The sequence below is a fragment of the Cohnella zeiphila genome (assembly GCF_014212055.1).
GTDB classification, from domain to species: Bacteria; Bacillota; Bacilli; order Paenibacillales; family Paenibacillaceae; genus Cohnella; species Cohnella zeiphila.
Map to the genome: position 1 here is coordinate 82,532 of NZ_JACJVO010000051.1, position 17,262 is coordinate 99,793.

Genomic DNA, 17,262 nt, shown 5'->3' on the forward strand with positions numbered 1-17,262 from the left:
TTATTTCGTGCCTTCGTCCAAATAGAAAGGGTACACCTGGTTAAAAAGGTTGTTCGTCGAGCGAACGACGTACTGAATGCGGATTTGCAGCTGGCCGGGCCTCGAAGGCTCAACCGTCGCCTGCACTTCGACGTCCCTTACCCGCGGCTCCCACACCGTGATCGCCCGCTTCAGATCGCTCTGCAGCATCGTCAGCGTCGTGCCGTCCATGGTCCGGAAGACGAAATCCCTTAGGCCCGAGCCGAAATCCGGTCTCATCACCCGTTCGCCCCGGGAAGTCAGCAGGATGACCCGAATCGCCTCCGCGATATCGTCTTCGCCTTCGGACATGAGCATGCGGCCGGTCGTGGCGTCAACCTGGACCGGAAACTTCCAGCCTCTTCCCAGAAACGGAGCGCTCATCCGCCACTTCTCCTTCCGCCGCATGAATGATCGGTCAATTGATCTTGACCAACGAGCCTTTGATGGTGACGATTCCGTCCGATTTAAGATCGAGCGACGCTGCGGCCTTCAACGACATCTGCGCCTGCGCCTCGAGACTGATTTGCGTCCCTTTGACCTGGACCGAATTGCTTGACTCGATCGTGATCTGTCCCTGGTTATTAAGCGTAATCTTGCTCGTGCCCGCCTTGATCTCGATCGAATTCTTACTGCCTCCCGTGAGGGTGACGGACTGCTGGGCGTTCTTCGTCGCGAGCGTGACGGAATCGTCCTTTTCCGAGATGTCCAGCTTGAGGCCGGCATTCGTCTTAAGCGTAATTTTGCCGTCGGAATCCGTGTCCTGAAAAATCAGCTCGTGTCCCGCTCTCGTGCGAACTTTACGGATATCGTTCTTCTCGTGCTTGGCCGGAGGCTTCTTGTTCTGGTTCCACAAGCCTCCGATCACGAAAGGCTGATCCAGATATCCGAGGTGAAAAGCGACCAGCACTTCGTCCCCCACTTCGGGAATGAACAGCGTTCCCATATTGGAGCCTGTCATCAGCGAGACGATCGGCGCCCAATCGGTCTCGTGCTCGTTCTCGCGGATCGGGAATTTGAGCTTGACCCGGCCCAGATTGTCCGGATCGCTGTTGTTGGTAACGGTCGCGATCATGACGCCGCGAACGATGCCTTCCGAATCGCTTCCTCTTCCTTGCTCGTGCCAATCGAAGGCGCCGAGGTTCATATCGCGTTCCCCTTTACGGTGAAGCTGGTGGCGTAGCCGCTGCCGTCAATCGTATGCGTGGCGCCGCCGATCAGCATCGGCTGGTTGAATTTGGGCCCGAGTCCTTCAAGCTTGACGAAGCGGCCCGCCCGCATCTCCGGGATCCCGATGCATTCGCCTTGGCCGGTCACCAGATCCATCGAGCGCTCCTTCAGCTTGGCGTCCGCCAGTTCCTTCGCTTCCAGCTGCGTCGTGGAGTTCTCGTACACGTATTCGATCATATGCTTCGACAACGTGTTCATAATGTCCGCGCCCGCTCGTCCGTTCGTGCCGATGAGATCGACCTGGCCGGATTTGCCTTCGACCGGTTCGCGCGTCTTCGGGTCGTAGCCCCGGACGACGATCTGGCTCACTTGCTTGGAGATGTCCACCTCCGCCGTGTAGCTGGACAGGTTTTTGCCGTACATCAGCGTCAGCACGGGGCTGACCACCGCATCCGGCTTGCGGAAATAGAGCGTCTGACCCAGCACGAAAAACTCGAAGAACTCGTTCTCCGCCTGCTTGCGCAAGAAATGAAAGTCGCTCTTCTGAAACTGCTCGATCGTCTTCAGCGTGTCCGTCGTATCGGTTACCTGCATTTGAAAGCCGTACTTGGAGCCGATTTCCTTCACCACGTCGCTTACTTTCTTGTCGTGCCAAACGTTCGATTGGACGCTGCGCATCATCAGCATCGACCGGTCCATGCAAGTGACGCCGACCGTCGGCTGGCTTCCGCTGGGATAATCGAGCGTGACGCCGGTAATGATGCCGTCGAACATCGTTTCCAGCTTGTCCTTGTATCCCATCTTGACGACGATCGATTTGCCGACGTCAATCAGCGACCCGACCCATTGGAATTCCCGGCTGACGGCGTTATAGGCGTTCTCGATCCGAAAACGGCAGTTGTCCGCTCGCGGTTCGGTCGTCATCTCGACGGTTACGCTGGAGACGGCGACGCCCTGGAGATGAAGCTTCTGCTCGTCGATCGAGATCTCGAAGGCGGGCGCGAAGAAGTTTCCGTACTTCGTCTCCAAATCTCCGAACGTATACGTCTGGGTGTCGAGATTCACGCCCTTTCCTCCTTACTCCAGCCTGGGAATGATCAGCTTGCGACCGGTCGCCAGCCGGCGCGGATTGTCGATGCCGTTCGCTTCCGCGATCGGACGCCACATCCCCGGATTCTCGTACTCTTCCGCCGCGATCATCCACAGATGCTCGCCCTGCTTCAGCGTCTTCTGCTTCGTCCGGTCGGCCGACTGGCGGGGCGTCTCCTGGAACTGCTCGGTCATTCCGAGCACCTTCCGGAACGTGACGTTCAGCGTCGCCCGCACCGGAATACCGGAGTCGAGAAACATCGTATACCGCTGCGACACTTTCTCCACGACGCCGCCGAAATCGAGCTTCCCCCAGATGAAGCGGCACATCGGCGGAGCGTGCAGGTCGTTGTCCACCTCGGTCAACCCCACGATCTGGTCGGTAAACCGGCGTACGTCGCGGGTATCGTATTCGGTGGAATCATTCTCGTCCGGAAGCCGTTCGTAGGTATCGAAAAAAAGCTCCATCGACAGCGTCGCCGCTTCTCCGCTCACGAATTGGGCGATCGGAGACTGCAAGCCGGGAATCGTCTTCCACGAATACGTGCTGCCGGACTGCAAGTTGTACTCGTTCGGGTTGAAAAGCACCTTGATCGTCTTCGGCTCCGACGAGCGGCTCACTTCGATGATCGCTTTGGCCGGTTCCATCGCTCGCTTCTCTCCTTCATCAATAGCCGCGCAGCCGCTGCTCGAACTTCATGCGCTTCATCAGCGCCTTATACACCTGATCGGCCAGTTTGTCCGGCCTCAGCTCCGGCATTTTGCTCAGCGCCGCCTTCAACTGCTCCTCGTCGATCTCCCGGGGAGCCTCGACGACGACTTCCTGTTTCGGCGCGGCGACGGGCGCCTGCCGCTCCTGGCGGCGCATCTCCAGCTCGGCCGGAGCCGGCGAGCGGGATGGCTGCGCAAGCGAAGCCCGCGGCGTCGGCGCGAGCAAGGCGAGCCTCGGTCCGGCGTCGGCCGGAGCCGCCGGGTTCGACCGGGCGGAGGCCTGCGGCGGAGAGCCGGCGGCCGGAGCCGCGAGGCGGCGGTGCCTCGCGGCCGCGGGACCGATGCCGGCGCCGGGCGAGCGGGCGGCGGCGAGCCGAAGCGGAGACGGGCCGGCAAGGCCCGGCGTCGTCGCTGCTAGGGCGGCGGCATGCGCGGGCGTCTCCGCGCCAGGCCAAGCGGCAGCGCTAGCGGCGAGCGGCGAGCTCCGCGGCAGTGCCGCCGTCAAGCCGGCCGCGGCCGGGCGCAGCGGCTCCGTCAACGCCAGGGCTCGTTCGCCCGGCGAGTGTCCAGCTCCGCCGAAGGGAATCGGCGATGCTGCGGCCGTCAGGCGCGGGACTGCGCCGGGGGCCGCTACGCTCGAGGCGAGGGATGTCGACGGGTCGGCGATCGGCGATGCGAAGTCGGACGGAATGCGGAACGCTCTCAGCGCCTGCTGCTTAGTCTGTGGCGGCGCAAAGCGTGCCTGCACGATTTCGGTCCGGTCGGCAGGTCCGGAACGGACCGGAAAAGTCCGGCCTACCGGCGAATGCCCCATCGGAGGCTGCCCGGTTTGCTTCCCGCGCGAGCCGACGCTCTGCGCATGACCCATTAGCGGTTGCCCGGCATGCCGGCTGCGCGGGCCCGCGTTTCGAGCTCCTGCCGCGGCCGGCGTGCGAGCATCGGGGCCGCCCGGCGAACGGAAGCGAGCCTGCCCGCCGGGAATAAGGCGCGCGAGGAGCGGATAAGACCTTTCGTTCGGCGAAGCCGTCGGAACATAAACGCCGCGAGCCGTCTGTACGGTCCCTTCGTCAACATTCGCCTCGTCTATAATGGACGTTTGCTGCTTGTCCGAAGCCGCATCTTCCGTGTATATACCAAACGGAGAACTCATGGCTGCCGTCTCGCGCGTTGCCGGAGAGGCGAAAGAGTTCGCTTCGCCAGTCGGCGAAGGAGTGGCCTCTCGGCTACTTCCCGCAAGCGGTCCGGCAGCCGTCTCCCCCGCTCCTTGGTTGGAGGGACTCGCCGCTATCGCTCCGGTTGCCGGATGAATCAGTCGCGGCAAGTCCGCCGAACGCGCGGAGCGATCCGGCGTTGCGCCTGAACCATCAAGTCGGACCGGAACCGCGCTCGATCCGTCGAACGGAACCCATGCTGCGTTCGAACCGTCGCGCCGAGTCGACTGTGCATCCGAACCGTCGAGTCGAACGGGCATCGCGAACGGCCGTTCCGAATTTTTCAATGCGGAAGCCGTCCGTTCGGACCTTCCCGTCATCGTCGCGGACGGCGCAGTTCCGCCGTTCGTCGACGTCTGCCGGATCAGGCTTGCGCCTCCCGGGGCGGCACGGCCGCCGCTGCCGGTCGGCTTCCGGTGCGCCAGAAGCGGACCGCCCTTGGTCGAAGCTCCGGGTTTTGCGACGATGGCCCGAGTCCGAGGACGTTCCTTATCGGCTCCGGCCGAATCCTCCGTCTCCGGAGCGTCAAACGGCCGCTCCGCCCGGGTGAATCGGCTGCCGATCCGGACCGGGCCCAAGCTCCGACGGCTCAGCCAGTTGGCGAATGCGAGCCGGGACAAGCGATTCCGGTCGGCGAGCGTTCCTGCGCCGGTTGCCTTATGTACGATTGCTTCTATGTCCGGGTCTCCCTCGCCGGTAACTCCCGGTGCCGCCGCCGCATCGGCGCCGTTTTTCGCCAAAAGACGCGATTGGACGACCGGCGTTGAAACGGAGGCGCTTTGGAGCGCCCCATTTGTCATCTGCGCGTCTGGGGCGCTCGGGGCCTTATCCCCGGCAGCCGCATGCGGACCGGCCGCGCCTTTCCGTTCTCCGGCAGTCGCTTCCGTCGCTTCCGCCGCTTCCGCAGCGTTAGGTCCGCCGGCGGCAGCACTCTGTCCTGCGCCCGCAACACGGTTAGGACCGGTCGCTTCGACTGTCGGCACTGCCGCTATGTCCGGCTGCGAGGAAACGGCCGCTTGCCTTCCCGCTGCCGTCTCCGCCTGCAAAGCGCTTTTTGTGTTTCGCCCGCCCTCACTTGTGCCCTGACGCACCTCGATGTCGGACTTGGCGGCTGCGGAAGGCGAAGCGGAGGGCTGCTCGGTCCGGTGAACAAGCGACGGTTCTCTGCCTGCGCTCCCGGCATCCGGTCCGACGCCCGGGCCTAGACCAACCCGAGGCTTGCCGTTGCTGTTCGTGTCTTGACCGGCCTCCGGCATTTCCGCCGCCGGAGCGCTGCGGGACGGCGCCCTCACCGGCGGGTGATCGACCGCCGCCAAGCCGGACGTGCCGTATCCGAATCGAGGCGTGCCGTCCGCCAGATCAGGACCGGGAGCGCGAAGGCCGCCCGTTCCGCCATGGCGTGCCAAGCGATCGATCAAACGCAGGGGAGACGGGATCGAGACGATGCGGTTCGGCTTCGATGCCAACCGTTCCGCCGAAAGCAGCCAGTAAACGGAAGGCAAACCGCCGTCCGGACGCGGACCGGTTGCCCGCACGAACCTCCCTTTGATCGGGGACGGGTAGCCGCCGATTCCATCGATTGAGCTCGTGTCTTCTCCGAGAGCGGCCGTCTTCGAGAGCTCTTCATGCGAGCTAACCTCGGGTTCTGCTCTCCCTTTCGGGTCCTGTGCCGACACAAGCTCTTCCGAAACAAACGCTGCGCCCGACATGCCATCAACCGAGAACGATTCGACAGTTCCTTCCGTTTCATGCCCCGATCCGGCCGGACTCGCGGAATCCGAAGGTCCAGCCGCTGCTTCGCGCGTCCGGCGTCCCTCTTTCCTTTCCGCCTTCGAGGCCGGCAGCTCGTTGTCCGATCCCGGCAACGGCGGAGCGGAGATCGGGTGAACGGACTCCGAAGCAGTCGGAGCCCCCGTGTTCCCGGTCCTGTTCGAACCGGGAGCGGGACCGCCCTGCCCCGTATCGCCCGGATCCGCCTCCTCGTTTGCATCCGTAGACGGATTCGGCACGGATTTGCGATCTCCGCGCCCCTCACGCCCCGCTTGCAGCGTTCCTTCCCCCGTTCCCGCGACCGCAGTGCCCGGCGCCGAACTTGCTGGAGTCTGCGGAGAAGCGATACCGCCCGCGGCCGACTGCTCCCGGGAAGCGCCGGTCGATGCGATTCCCGGCTCTGCCCTGAACCGCCGGGTGCGTTCGCCCGCGGGCGGAGAGACGTCCGACCGCGATCGGGAAGGCTGCGAAGAGGAGGAAGCTGAAATGCCGGCCGGCGAGGAAGCGGACGGCGGCATGGATCGCCCCGAGCCTTGCCGATGCACGATCAACGCTCCTTCGAACGCCGCGCGCTTCAGGCTGACGGCAGCCTTCCTCGGGAAGATGCTTGCCGAAGAAGGACCGTCTGTCCGTGCCGGCACGAGCGTACCCGTCATTTTCCTCCTGGCGGTCAAAGGCCAGGAGTCCCGATACCGGAGCGCGGCCGTGGCCGGCGCCTTTTGAACCCCGCCGCTGCGTGCAGCATCCGTCGCTGACGCTCCTTTGCCATGGCCGCCGGAAGCATTGGATGCGCCCTCTTCGGTGCCGGCGGTTCCGCTCCACGGACCGGAAAGACCCGCAGCGTCCGGCGCTTGCTCCGCGATCCCTTCGCCGGTTGCCGCCGGACCGGCCTCGTCGGAACCCCGCTGACTCACGCGATCCGATTCCGGAATCTGATTCGACGATTGCCGTTCACGATCCGGCTGCCGGCCTGACGGCGAGCCGATCGCTCTCCGGTTCGCTTCCGCTCTTGCCGCCAATTTCTTGCCTGAGCCTGCTTTTCGTCCGCCGTCCGGGGGGGCCTTCCCGGTTGCGGAAGCCGCATGGCCCAACGGCATATCTCCGGCCAGACCGGAATTCGCGCGCCCATCGGCTTCGACTCCGCCAGCCGGATTTCGCCCAATTTGAACCGGCGGAGGAACCGTCAAGGCTTTCTCCCGCAGCAGCCGCTGCTCGCGAACGATTCGATCGGCTTCCCGAACGGGCAACACATGGCGAACGACGACCCGTTCCTTCTCCACAACCTTCTCACGCTCGATCACGCGAAGCTTCTCCACGACCCGCTCCGTCTCCCGGAGCCGTTCGCGAATGCCGGGCGCTGCCGAGGGAGTCAAGCGAACGTGAATAACGGAAGCTCCCGGCGCTTTGGATCGCTTCGCGTTTTCCGCCTTGCGAAAGACCAGGGGCGAGCCTCGCTCGGAAGACCGCCGGACCGGAGCGTACTTATCCAGAATGCCCGAGGCGAAAAACTCGTGCCTCGTCATCGCGCGAACCGCTGCGCGTACGCTTCCTCCTTTCGGCTTCATGCGGGGCTCTCCTTTCACGAATTGCGGCTAAAGATCGTTTTGAGGCCGCCGTGCACCAGTTCCACCGATTCGATCGCCGTGTCGCTTGACATGGCGTTCAGGCTGGGACCGCTCCACTTGACCGGATAAGCTTTGAAAAAATTCCAGCGGCAGAGCTCTTCGCCGTCGCGCTTGTACAAAATGATAGAGCCGTCTTTCCTTGCGCGCGGGTTCGACCCTTGTGCGTAGTTGTCGTACCATTCCCACAGCGCGGGCGAAGTGGTGATCCCCCTTCGAAGCACGATTCGCGGGTGCTTGATCCCTCTGGGCAGCAGATGGACGTGATCGTTGACGCCGCCTTCGCGGTACTCCTCCATCTCCGTCTCCGCTTCCAGTCCCTGCACCTCGGAAAAACCCGCGACAGCCACGCCCTCCAGCTCGACGAGGAACCGGAAAGAGCCGTACGCCTCTACGTAATCCCCGGCGTTGTCGGACATTCGGCATCGTCACCTCTTTCCGAAAACATCGAACGGGTTGCCGCCCGGCCGATCCGACTCTTCGTTCAGCTTGCGGTTCATTCGCGAGATTTCTTCGCACCATCTGCGGCGCTCGCGATGATCCATATTCATGATCTCGTCGTGGGGCCAATGAAAATAATAGGCGATGAAGCCGACTTCCTCGTAGATCCGATCGAGCGGATACGCTACGAGAGGCCCTCCGTTACGGATAAAAAATCGACTTCCACCTCGAACTCGTGATCGCATTTGGGACATGCGGTATGGAGCTTCGGCGCTTCCATCTCGTTGATATGCCGGTACAGGTTCTGAAGATAGGCCAGATCCGCCGTAAACAGCTTCTCGATCACCTTCGTGTCGACGTGACGAACGTCTCCCAGCCGAATGACGACCCGAGACAGCAAAATCACGGTCAAATAGCCCGCATTCTGCTGCACCCGCGGATCCCGCATCGGCAGTATCTCGTCCGCCGCCGTGGCCAGACGCATGACGCCGCGCTTGTGCAGGGTGCCTTGATCGTCGACGTAACCGCGCGGAAGCTCAAACTCGTACTCCGTCTGAAAAGCCATGCGCATTTCTCCTTCCTTTTCCGTCTACCATCGTACAAGCAAAGGAGGCTGTGCCTCAAGTGGAAAAAATCCCTTAGGACAGCCTCTCGCCGCCCCTTAAGCGGGACGAATGGTTCGTTATTGCGTGCGCGTCATGCCTTCGTGCGCCAGCTCGAGCAGCTCGATCGCCACTTCCGAGCCTTGGCCGTTGAAGTTCGGCGCCGTATAGCGCACCGGCCACGATTCGATCACTTGCCACGTGGCGACGTCTCCGCCTTCTTCGTCGATCGCGATGATCGTCACCGTCTTGCGCTCCACGGTGCCGTTCACGCAATCCTGAATCCATTCCCACAGCTCGATGGAATCGGTCGCGCCCCACTTCAGGCTGATGTTGCCATAACGGGCGAGTCCCGGAAGCTTGCGGGTCGTAATGGCTTCGTTGCCCTCGCGGTATTGAATGACGTCGAAGGAAGCGTCGAAGCCGCTGACCTCGCTGAAACCGGCTTGTTGAAGCCCCTCGATCTCTACTCTGAATCTAAAATTGCGGTACGGATCCGTGCGTTCTGCCGTCATGGATATCCCCTTCCATTCGAATTCGAAGGCGCCGCCCTGCGGCCGCCGTCAGATATGGTACAGCCTTAACCGCGCCCGCGGATTATTCGGTTCCGGTCTTCTGCGTGATGCGGAAGATGACGAATTCGGCCGGCTTCACCGGCGCGACGCCGATGACGCAGATGAGGCGCCCGTTGTCGATGTCGTCCTGGGTCATCGTCGTGCGGCCGATATCGATATAGAACGCTTCGGACGGGCTGTTGCCCATCAGCGCGCCGGCCCGCCAGACGCGGGTCAGGAAGGCGTCGATCGTGCGTTGGACGCGAGCCCACAGCTGGTCGTTGTTCGGTTCGAACACGACCCAGTTGGTGCCGGTCTTGATCGATTCTTCGAGGAAAATAAACAGACGGCGAACGTTGATATACTTCCAGAGCCCGTTCGAGGAGACGGTGCGCGCTCCCCAGACGCGGATGCCTTGGCCGGTGAACGAACGGATCAGGTTGACGCCGGCGGGATTGAGAATGTCCTGCTCGCCCTTGTTATACTGAACGTCGAGGCCGACGACGCCGCGCAGCACTTCGTTGGCAGGCGCCTTCTGAACGCCGCGGGTCGTGTCGGAACGCGAATAGATGCCGGCCATCGTACCGGACGGCGGAACGAAAATATTGCGCTTGTCCAGCGGATCGAACACGGACAGCCACGGATTGTACAGAGCGGCGTAGCTGGAATCGAACAGATCGCGATGCGTGAGCACGTCCGCCACTTTCGTCTTCTCGCGCGGAATGTCGAGAATGGCGAAGCGGCTGCCCAGATTCTCGCAGTGGGCGACGAGAGACAGCTGCACGTTGGCGTCGGTCACGCCCGGAATCGCCATGATGCTGACGACGTCGTTGTCAATGAACGCTTGAATGCCCGTGCGCCGGCCCGGACCGCGGTCTTCGCCGATGAAATCGGAAGCCGCGAGATTCTCGACCGAGCCGTCGCTGCCTCCGGACAGCACGAACGATACGCGGCCTTCGGTCTCGCCCGTTACGGTCGCGAACGGAGCTTCCGAATCCGTCGTGGCGGTCAGAGCCCGCACGTCTACCAGATTGGAGCGTCCGGCTACCTTGTCGACATAGGTGGGAGCTTCCGGATTGAGCGAAACTTTCTCGAACACTTCCAACTCGTCCGCGAATACGACCTGCAGCGTGAATTCGCTCGTCGCCAGCACTTTGGAAGGCAGCAGCGCCGTATCGACGACGTCGCCTTCCAGCGCTTCGGCCAGCTCGATGACGTTATCCTGAACGCTGACGATCCGGTTCCATTGCAGCTCGCCGCTTCCGTCGTTGAAGGAGACGACGTCGCCCGCGTAGAAGCCGGTCGCGTTCTTGACGCGGTAGCGCTTGTCGGTCACTTCGTAAATTTGCGTCTTGGCCTTGCTTGCCGGGGACAGCGTAACGTTGACGAGGTTGCCCCATTGACCCGGGTTTTTCGCCGCGATCGACAGCGCCTCGGAGACTCGGCCTTCATTGGAGGCCGGTTTGGCGTCGGACGGAGCCACGCGCATGACATAGCAGCGGGATCCTCCGTTGGTGAAAAATTGCTCGACGGCATAAGACAAGAAACGGTAGCTGCCGAACGCGCTCTCGGACAAGTAGGAGCCGAACGTGCGATGGAAATCCGCCGGGCTCGTCACGAGCAGCGGCAGCCCGCAGGTAGGCCCCCGCTGCGCCAGCCCGATAAAGCCCGCCGTGCTGGTGCTGACGCCTTCGAGCGGCTGCGCACCGCTATCAAACTCTTCCACATAAACGCCTGGCGACAAGTAATCTGCCATGTTCCCCGGTCACTCCCTTGGATTCTTGTTTAGAACGGTTGGTGCTCACTTGCGCGAATCCCGGAAAAACCAGTTCCTCCTCTCTGAAATTAAGGTTCTATGAATATCTATCGTCGATCTCGCGCCTTCCGTGAAGCCGCGGAGCGCAATTCGCGGGAGCCTTGCGGGCTCGTGCGGTTCCGTCCGCCGTTCCGAACGAGCGGCAGCTTTATCAACGCCATACCCTGGCTAATCTTCCGACCAGACGACCGGAGGCAGCTTCGTCACCTTGCCGCCTCCCGCCGGCCATCTCGCGCCGACGAGCCGCCCGTTCAGGACCATCTGCGCTTCCGCCTCGCACGATTGGGGCAAGCGTCCCCGAAACGGCACGACGACCGTCCCGTCGGCGTCGCTGCGGGTCGATGCGGCGGGAAGCAGACGGGTGCCGCGCTTCCAGGATCGCGTCAGCGGAGCGGAGAGCTCCAGCACGCATTCGGCGGCGTCCGCCGACCGGATCCGGCACCATTCCGCCGGAGTGCCTTCCCGTTCCCGCAGCGCGACGACGTCGCCCTCCTGAAGCCGAACGGCTCCCGGTACATAGCGCAGCGACGTTGCCCCCGCGACGGCCCGGTCATCGGCCAACCGGCCGCGCACCGCCGCTTCGTCGTCGACGAGCGCCGCGACCGATACGCCGGCCAGCGGCTTGCCGGACGAATCCCGCACCGTCAGTTCCACCCCCGACCCGGCAGGCGGAACGGGGTAGAGCCGGCCCGGAAGCAGGCTCACGACAACGACCGGGGAAGCGGCCGGCAGCGCCGCCCAATCGACGGCGACGCGTTCTTCCAAATATGTAGAGGACGAGACGACCAGCTCGCATGACGGCCGGCCGACGTCGAGAAAAGCGAAGCTGCCGTCCGACGTACGGACCGGCTTGCTTCCGATTCCGTCCAAAAACACCTGAATGCCCGAGCCGGTCACCGGACGCCCCGTCCAGGCGTCGATGGCTCTTACGACCAAGGAGCATCGGGTAACGGAGAGCGATTCGGCTCGCGCCATCGTCAGCCGCCTTCTTTCTCTTGCAGCTTGATCCTGCGCTCGACGACGCGGGAAGTGGGCTTTACGCGATTCGATTCCAGCAGGACCGGACCGACCCGGTAGACGAGCGAGAGCTTGTACGGCAAATCGCCGAACGACCAGTACCGCGTAATCTGATCCGGCTCCAGGCCGACCGACGTAATCCGGAGTTCCTCTTCGTTCTCGGCCAGCGTGCCTTCCAAATAAGGCGAACGAACGATCGAATGGTCGTAAAGCACCTGCGCCGCCCGCCCCAGCAGCCTATGCTCGTCCAGCGCTCTCGTCTGCAGATCCGCGGTGGAATGCGGCGTCAGCAAGTAATGCAAGTCGACCGTGAGCGGCGGATACCGCATCACGCCTCCCTGCAGCTGCATCTCGTTGCGCCTCGCGTCGCCGTTCTCCCGGACGGCGCATAGGTACAGAGAAAGAGCAAGATCGCCTTTATCCGCCGGTGAAGCGATTCCGATCAGATCGGGACGGGGAATCGGATCCGGCGTCATGTTTTCGCGGAGCAGCTTGAGCAGGCTGGCTCCCGCGTCCGCGATGGCGGTATACCCTCCGATGGAAACCCCCTCCTAACCGAAGTGAATCCGGCGACATCAAGCGACATCATTTTGGTTAAATGTCCATGTTTTAACACGGCCTTATCTATTATATCGTGATCGCTCCCGGTTGACTATCCGATAGTTTCGTAAAAATTGTCGGAATATGGGGCAAAAGCCTCCTTGATCAAAATTTTGCCCATTTTTCGCAGCTCCTGGCGGGCCGCCCGCACTAGATGCGGCATGCCGATCGGCATGCCTTCCGCCGCCGCCAGGAACGCCGCGGCCAGCACGATGTTTTTGATATGCCCGCCGGAGACGTCGAGGCGGGCCGCCAGAAACGAGAGGTCCACGTCTTCCGCGAGCGGGGCTTCGGGAGGCAGGTGGGCCCGGAAAATGCGTTCCCGGTCGGCCGCGTCCGGGAACGGAAATTTGACCACGACGCTCATCCGTCTGAGCAGCGCTTCGTCCAAGTTCTGCATCAGGTTGGTCGCCAGCACGGTGACGCCGTCGTACGCTTCGATGCGCTGAAGCAGATAGGCCGCTTCCATGTTGGCGTAGCGGTCGTGCGCGTCCTTGACTTCGGTCCGCTTGCCGAACAGCGCGTCGCCTTCGTCGAAGAACAGGATCGCGCCGCTCTGCTCGGCCTCGTCGAACAGCTCGCGCAGCCGCTGCTCGGTCTCGCCGATGTACTTGCTGACGATGCGGGAGAGGTCGATGCGGTAAAGCTCCAGTCCGAGCTCGCCGGCGATGATCTCGGCCGCCATCGTTTTGCCGGTGCCGGGCGGTCCGGCCAGCAGCAGGTGAACGCCGGTGCCGTAGGGCAGCTTCCGGCCGAAGCCCCAGCGGGAGAGCACCGTCTCGCGATGCGAGAAACGGTGGCACGCCTCGCGAAGCAGCGCCAGCGGCTCCTCCGGCAGAACGAGATCGCTCCACGCGCGGACCGGCACGATCCGGTCGGCGAGCTGGCTCAGCCGGTGGCGGAACTGGCGGCGCGACGCCGCCTCCAGGTCTTCCCGGCGCGGCGCGCTCTCTCCGCGGGCGGAGGCCAGCGCCGCAGCCTGCCGCCACGCCTGCCGGATCTGCCCGGGCGTAAAGCGGTACTTGTCGCCGAGCTCCCGCGCCAAATCCGGAAGATTAGCCGCTTCCGGCATATCCGCGCCTCCGGCGGCACGGCGCGCTTCCGCCTCCCAGACGGCGGCGCGGACGGCCGCGGACGGCACGCCGACTTCCGCCTCCCGCAGCACCGCACCCTCCGGCGCCGGCAGCTCCGGCCGCCCGCGCCGGACCGGGCCCGTCCAGCCGACCAGCGGCCGGCGAACGAGTTCCGCATAGCGGCGGATCGCCGCCGCGAATTCGCTTCGCCGCGCGGCCCACGCCTCCGCCTCGGCATCGGCTCCTTCCGCGAACGCAAGCGCCGCGCCGGTCAGCGCCGCTTCGCGGACGATGCGCGCCAGCGCCGTCCGCAGCCGGTCCGGCTCGCGGGGCAGCGCGCCCGCTTCGACCGCAAGCAAGCGCTGGCCGCGCAAGGCAGCCAGCTTCCGCAGCCGCAGCAGTTGACCGTCGCCGTCCGGACCCCACAGGTGAACGAACGGCCGAACGGCCGCAACCTGCTCCGGCCGCTCCGCGAGCGGCGCCAAAAGACGCCAGGCCGGATCCGTATCCTCGGGGATCAGACCGGCGACCTCTGCGGGCGGTTCGTCGTAAGCCGTCGCCATCCCCTCCAGCCTCGCGTCCATCCGCTCGGTTCCCAGCAAGTAACTCGCCGTTCGCGGCTCCAGCCGCAGCGGAGCCTTAAGCCTTATGCCTGCCAGCGGCGCGTCATCCGCCTCGGACTCCAGCAGCAGCTTGCGCAGCGCGCCGCTGGCCAGACACTCGCGGCCGATCTGCCGCTCCGATTCGTTGTCGCACAAGAGCCGCAGCGCCAAGTCCGGCGTGGCCGTCCGGCAAGTCGCGTCGTCGTTCAAATAACCGAACCATTTCTCGTATTTGCGATCCCACTCCGAGGCCAGAACGAGCACCAGGCAGCGGCATTCCCAGACGGACAGCCGCAATTCGAACGCCAGCCGGGCGAGGGGCAGTTCCGCACCGGCTTGCAGGCTCGCTCTCACGTCCCGGGCGATCTCCCGCTCCTTCCGGCGGCGGAACTCCGCGAACGCCCGCCACTCCGGCGAAGCCTCGAACGGCTCCCGGTCGTCCTCGCGCAGCTCCTCTTCCGTCACGACCAGCCCGCGCATCGCGGCCAGGGGGTCGTTCAGCGGATCGCCGCCGGAAGAATCGAGCAGCGCTTGCAGCCCGGCATCCAGCCATTCCAGCTCCGCCTGCAAGTGATCGATGCCGTCCCGGTACGGCGCGCTCGTCTCCATCATCGGTTTGTTCCTCCTGCACCGAACGGCGAAACGGACCCGACCGCGGTCGGATCCTTCTCTCCGATGTCGTCTCCCGAAAAAGCCGCCCCTGTCATTACCGCCTCATCAGGCTCAGCACGGCGATGTCGTCGGACTGGGACGCTCCGTCCGCGAACATGAACACGTTCATCAGCAGCGCGTCGATAACCTCCGCGCTGGACATGCCCGACGTCATGGCGAGAAACTGCTGCAGCCGCTCGCCGCCGTACTGCTCCTGCCGCGCGTTTTCCGCTTCCGTGATGCCGTCCGTGTACAACAGCAGCCGGTCTCCCGGCTGAAGCGCGAACGTGGAGTCGTGATAAGGCACGTCCGGCATCGCGGCGAGCGGAAGGCTCTTCTTGAGCTTGTAAGGAACGACTTCCCCGTCCTTGCGGACGACGTACGGCGTGCAGTGGCCGCCTTCACTCATGACGATCTCCCCGGTGCCGCAATGGAAAATACCGCATACGATCGTCGCGAACAGCAGCGGGTTGTCCTTCGACAGCTCCTCGTTGACCATCCCCAGCAGCTGCCCCGGCGTCAGGCCGGGCCGGATCTTCCCTTTGATCAGCGTCAAGGTGACGGCCATGAACAGCGCGGCGGGAATTCCTTTGTCCGAGACGTCGCCCAGCGCGAAGAAGAGATGGTCCTCGTCGATCTTGAAGAAGTTATAGAAGTCCCCGCCGACTTCCTTGGCGGACTTCAGCAGCGCGCACACGTCGAACGGCTCCTGGGCGGACGGCATCGTACGGGGCAGGAAGCTCATCTGGATGCCGCCGGCGATCTGCAGCTCGCTCTCCAGCCGCTCCTTGATGGCGTTCGTGCTCTGCAGCTCGCGCATCGACTGCTCCAGCTTCTCGTACAGCCGGGCGTTCTCCAACGCGACGGCCATCGGCCTCGCCACCTGCTCAAGCAGCTGCCGGTCCTTGTTCGTGAACGGCTTGCCCCGCCGCTTGTTGATCACCTGGAGCACGCCTTCGATCCGGCCGCCGCCATGGATCGGAACCGTGAGCAGGTTCCGGGTCGTCACGCCGGTCGATTCCGACACTCGGCCGGACCACCTCGGATCGCTGCCGGCGTCGTTGACGATGACGCTTTTTCCCGTCTGCGCGACGTGCCCGGCAATGCCCTCGCCCTCGCGGAGCCGGATTTCCCGGACTTCCTCCTCCTTGTCGCCCAAGGCGATCTCGAAGAACAGCTCCTTCGTGTCCGGATCGACCAGCAGCACGGAGGCGGCTTCCACCGGCAGCACCTCTTTGGCCCGCTCCATGATCAGCGTCATCTGCTCCCGGCGCTTCAACGTCGAGTTGAGCTGCATGCTGATATCGAACAAGTTACTCGATCTGCGGTTTTTCAATCGGGAAGCCGCCGAGGCCGCCCAAGCTCCTCCCGCCGCGCACGCCGCCATCAACGCCGCCGTCGCGGCCAGCCATTGTCCGTCCATCCTGATGATCTCCTCTTCCCGCCTTGCGGCCGTCTCAGTCCGCCTGCAGGCGCGAGACCGCTTCGTCCACCGAAGCGACCGTCTCCAATATGCTCAGAAAGCCCGACATCTCGAATACTTCCGTCACTTGCTCGCTCATGCCCGCGCAGACGAGCGCTCCCTGCACCGCGCGGATCTTCTTGGCGGCCACGAGCACGACCCGAAGCCCCGCGCTGCTTATGTAGGACATATCCGTAAAATCGAAGACGAACCGGCTCCGTCCTTCGTTCGCCAGCTTCAGAAAGGCGCTCTCCGCCTCCGCCGCGTGCGTGCCGTCCAGGCGCCCCTGAACCGAAAAGACGATCGCTCCGTCCCGTTCCGTTGTTACGATGTTCATTTGCGGCTACCTCCGTTTTATACCTTTTTGAGCAGGACCAGGCGATTGCCGGAAGAAGTCCGCTCATACGCCATGTCGTCCATCAAACGCTTGGCGAAATGAATGCCGAGGCCGCCGATCGGACGGTCCTCCAGAGCCATCTCGAGATCGGGCGCTTCCGCCGCCAGAGGGTCGAAGGGGACTCCTTCGTCCTCCAGCACGACCTCGACCTGCCGCTCCGAGCAGAATACCGACACCCGAAGCAAGTGGTCTCCCCCTTGCGGAAATCCGTATGAGATCGTATTGGTCAAGAGTTCCTCGCATGCGAGCGTCATGTTCATGCACAGACGATCGGACCACCCGGTCTCCCGGCCTACCCGCTCAAAAAAAAGATGCAGCGACTCGAGCTCGTCCAGCCGGTTCGGCATCTCCAGGGAGAAGAAGACAGGGCTGCCCTCCCGATCGTTCTGCAAGGCCATGACGCCCCTCCGTTCGACTCCGTCCTTTTTCCTACTTTTTCATCTCTCATCATACCAC

At 63.6% G+C, this 17,262-nt stretch carries 16 protein-coding genes; all 16 read right to left on the bottom strand.

From position 1 onward, the window contains the following. Positions 1 to 402 (bottom strand): GPW/gp25 family protein, encoded by a 402-nt coding sequence (locus H7C18_RS32285; protein ID WP_185133250.1) that lies wholly within the window; start codon positions 400 to 402, stop codon positions 1 to 3. A gap of 34 nt (positions 403 to 436) precedes the next feature. Then, complete coding sequence (locus tag H7C18_RS32290) at positions 437 to 1,165, bottom strand: phage baseplate assembly protein V (protein ID WP_185133251.1); 729 nt, start codon at positions 1,163 to 1,165, stop codon at positions 437 to 439. Continuing rightward, the gene (locus H7C18_RS32295; RefSeq protein ID WP_185133252.1) at positions 1,162 to 2,253 is read right to left on the bottom strand and encodes a contractile injection system protein, VgrG/Pvc8 family; all 1,092 of its coding nucleotides are present in this window, start codon (positions 2,251 to 2,253) and stop codon (positions 1,162 to 1,164) included. Before H7C18_RS32295 ends, H7C18_RS32290 begins: the two co-directional genes overlap by 4 nt. A gap of 12 nt (positions 2,254 to 2,265) precedes the next feature. Next, positions 2,266 to 2,925 (bottom strand): CIS tube protein, encoded by a 660-nt coding sequence (locus H7C18_RS32300; protein WP_185133253.1) that lies wholly within the window; start codon positions 2,923 to 2,925, stop codon positions 2,266 to 2,268. A 19-nt stretch (positions 2,926 to 2,944) separates the two neighbouring features. Beyond that, positions 2,945 to 7,534, bottom strand: coding sequence for a hypothetical protein (locus H7C18_RS32305; RefSeq protein ID WP_185133254.1), 4,590 nt, complete (start codon positions 7,532 to 7,534; stop codon positions 2,945 to 2,947). A gap of 14 nt (positions 7,535 to 7,548) precedes the next feature. Next, positions 7,549 to 8,010, bottom strand: a complete 462-nt coding sequence (locus tag H7C18_RS32310) for a phage tail protein (protein WP_185133255.1) — start codon at positions 8,008 to 8,010, stop codon at positions 7,549 to 7,551. Positions 8,011 to 8,019: 9 nt separating this feature from the next. Further along, positions 8,020 to 8,286, bottom strand: a complete 267-nt coding sequence (locus tag H7C18_RS35900; protein ID WP_337914021.1) for a DUF6760 family protein — start codon at positions 8,284 to 8,286, stop codon at positions 8,020 to 8,022. Next, positions 8,217 to 8,597: a phage tail assembly protein gene (locus tag H7C18_RS32320; protein ID WP_185133257.1), complete on the bottom strand. Its 381-nt coding sequence runs from the start codon at positions 8,595 to 8,597 to the stop codon at positions 8,217 to 8,219. Before H7C18_RS32320 ends, H7C18_RS35900 begins: the two co-directional genes overlap by 70 nt. 117 nt (positions 8,598 to 8,714) lie before the next feature. Further along, a complete protein-coding gene (locus H7C18_RS32325) occupies positions 8,715 to 9,149 on the bottom strand; it encodes a phage tail protein (protein ID WP_185133258.1) in 435 nt (144 codons plus the stop codon). Between the two features lie 82 nt (positions 9,150 to 9,231). After that, positions 9,232 to 10,944, bottom strand: coding sequence for a phage tail sheath C-terminal domain-containing protein (locus H7C18_RS32330; protein WP_185133259.1), 1,713 nt, complete (start codon positions 10,942 to 10,944; stop codon positions 9,232 to 9,234). Positions 10,945 to 11,172: 228 nt separating this feature from the next. Then, on the bottom strand, positions 11,173 to 11,979 hold the full coding sequence (locus tag H7C18_RS32335) for a hypothetical protein (protein WP_185133260.1): 807 nt from the start codon (positions 11,977 to 11,979) through the stop codon (positions 11,173 to 11,175). Between the two features lie 2 nt (positions 11,980 to 11,981). Beyond that, positions 11,982 to 12,560, bottom strand: a complete 579-nt coding sequence (locus tag H7C18_RS32340; protein WP_337914027.1) for a Pvc16 family protein — start codon at positions 12,558 to 12,560, stop codon at positions 11,982 to 11,984. A gap of 113 nt (positions 12,561 to 12,673) precedes the next feature. Beyond that, positions 12,674 to 14,908, bottom strand: coding sequence for an ATP-binding protein (locus H7C18_RS32345; RefSeq protein WP_185133262.1), 2,235 nt, complete (start codon positions 14,906 to 14,908; stop codon positions 12,674 to 12,676). A 94-nt stretch (positions 14,909 to 15,002) separates the two neighbouring features. After that, complete coding sequence (locus tag H7C18_RS32350) at positions 15,003 to 16,370, bottom strand: PP2C family protein-serine/threonine phosphatase (protein WP_185133263.1); 1,368 nt, start codon at positions 16,368 to 16,370, stop codon at positions 15,003 to 15,005. A 34-nt stretch (positions 16,371 to 16,404) separates the two neighbouring features. Beyond that, complete coding sequence (locus H7C18_RS32355) at positions 16,405 to 16,746, bottom strand: STAS domain-containing protein (RefSeq protein WP_185133264.1); 342 nt, start codon at positions 16,744 to 16,746, stop codon at positions 16,405 to 16,407. 17 nt (positions 16,747 to 16,763) lie between these two features. Next, entirely contained in the window at positions 16,764 to 17,204 is a 441-nt protein-coding gene (locus tag H7C18_RS32360; RefSeq protein WP_185133265.1) for an ATP-binding protein, read from the bottom strand. Positions 17,205 to 17,262 lie beyond the last annotated feature (58 nt).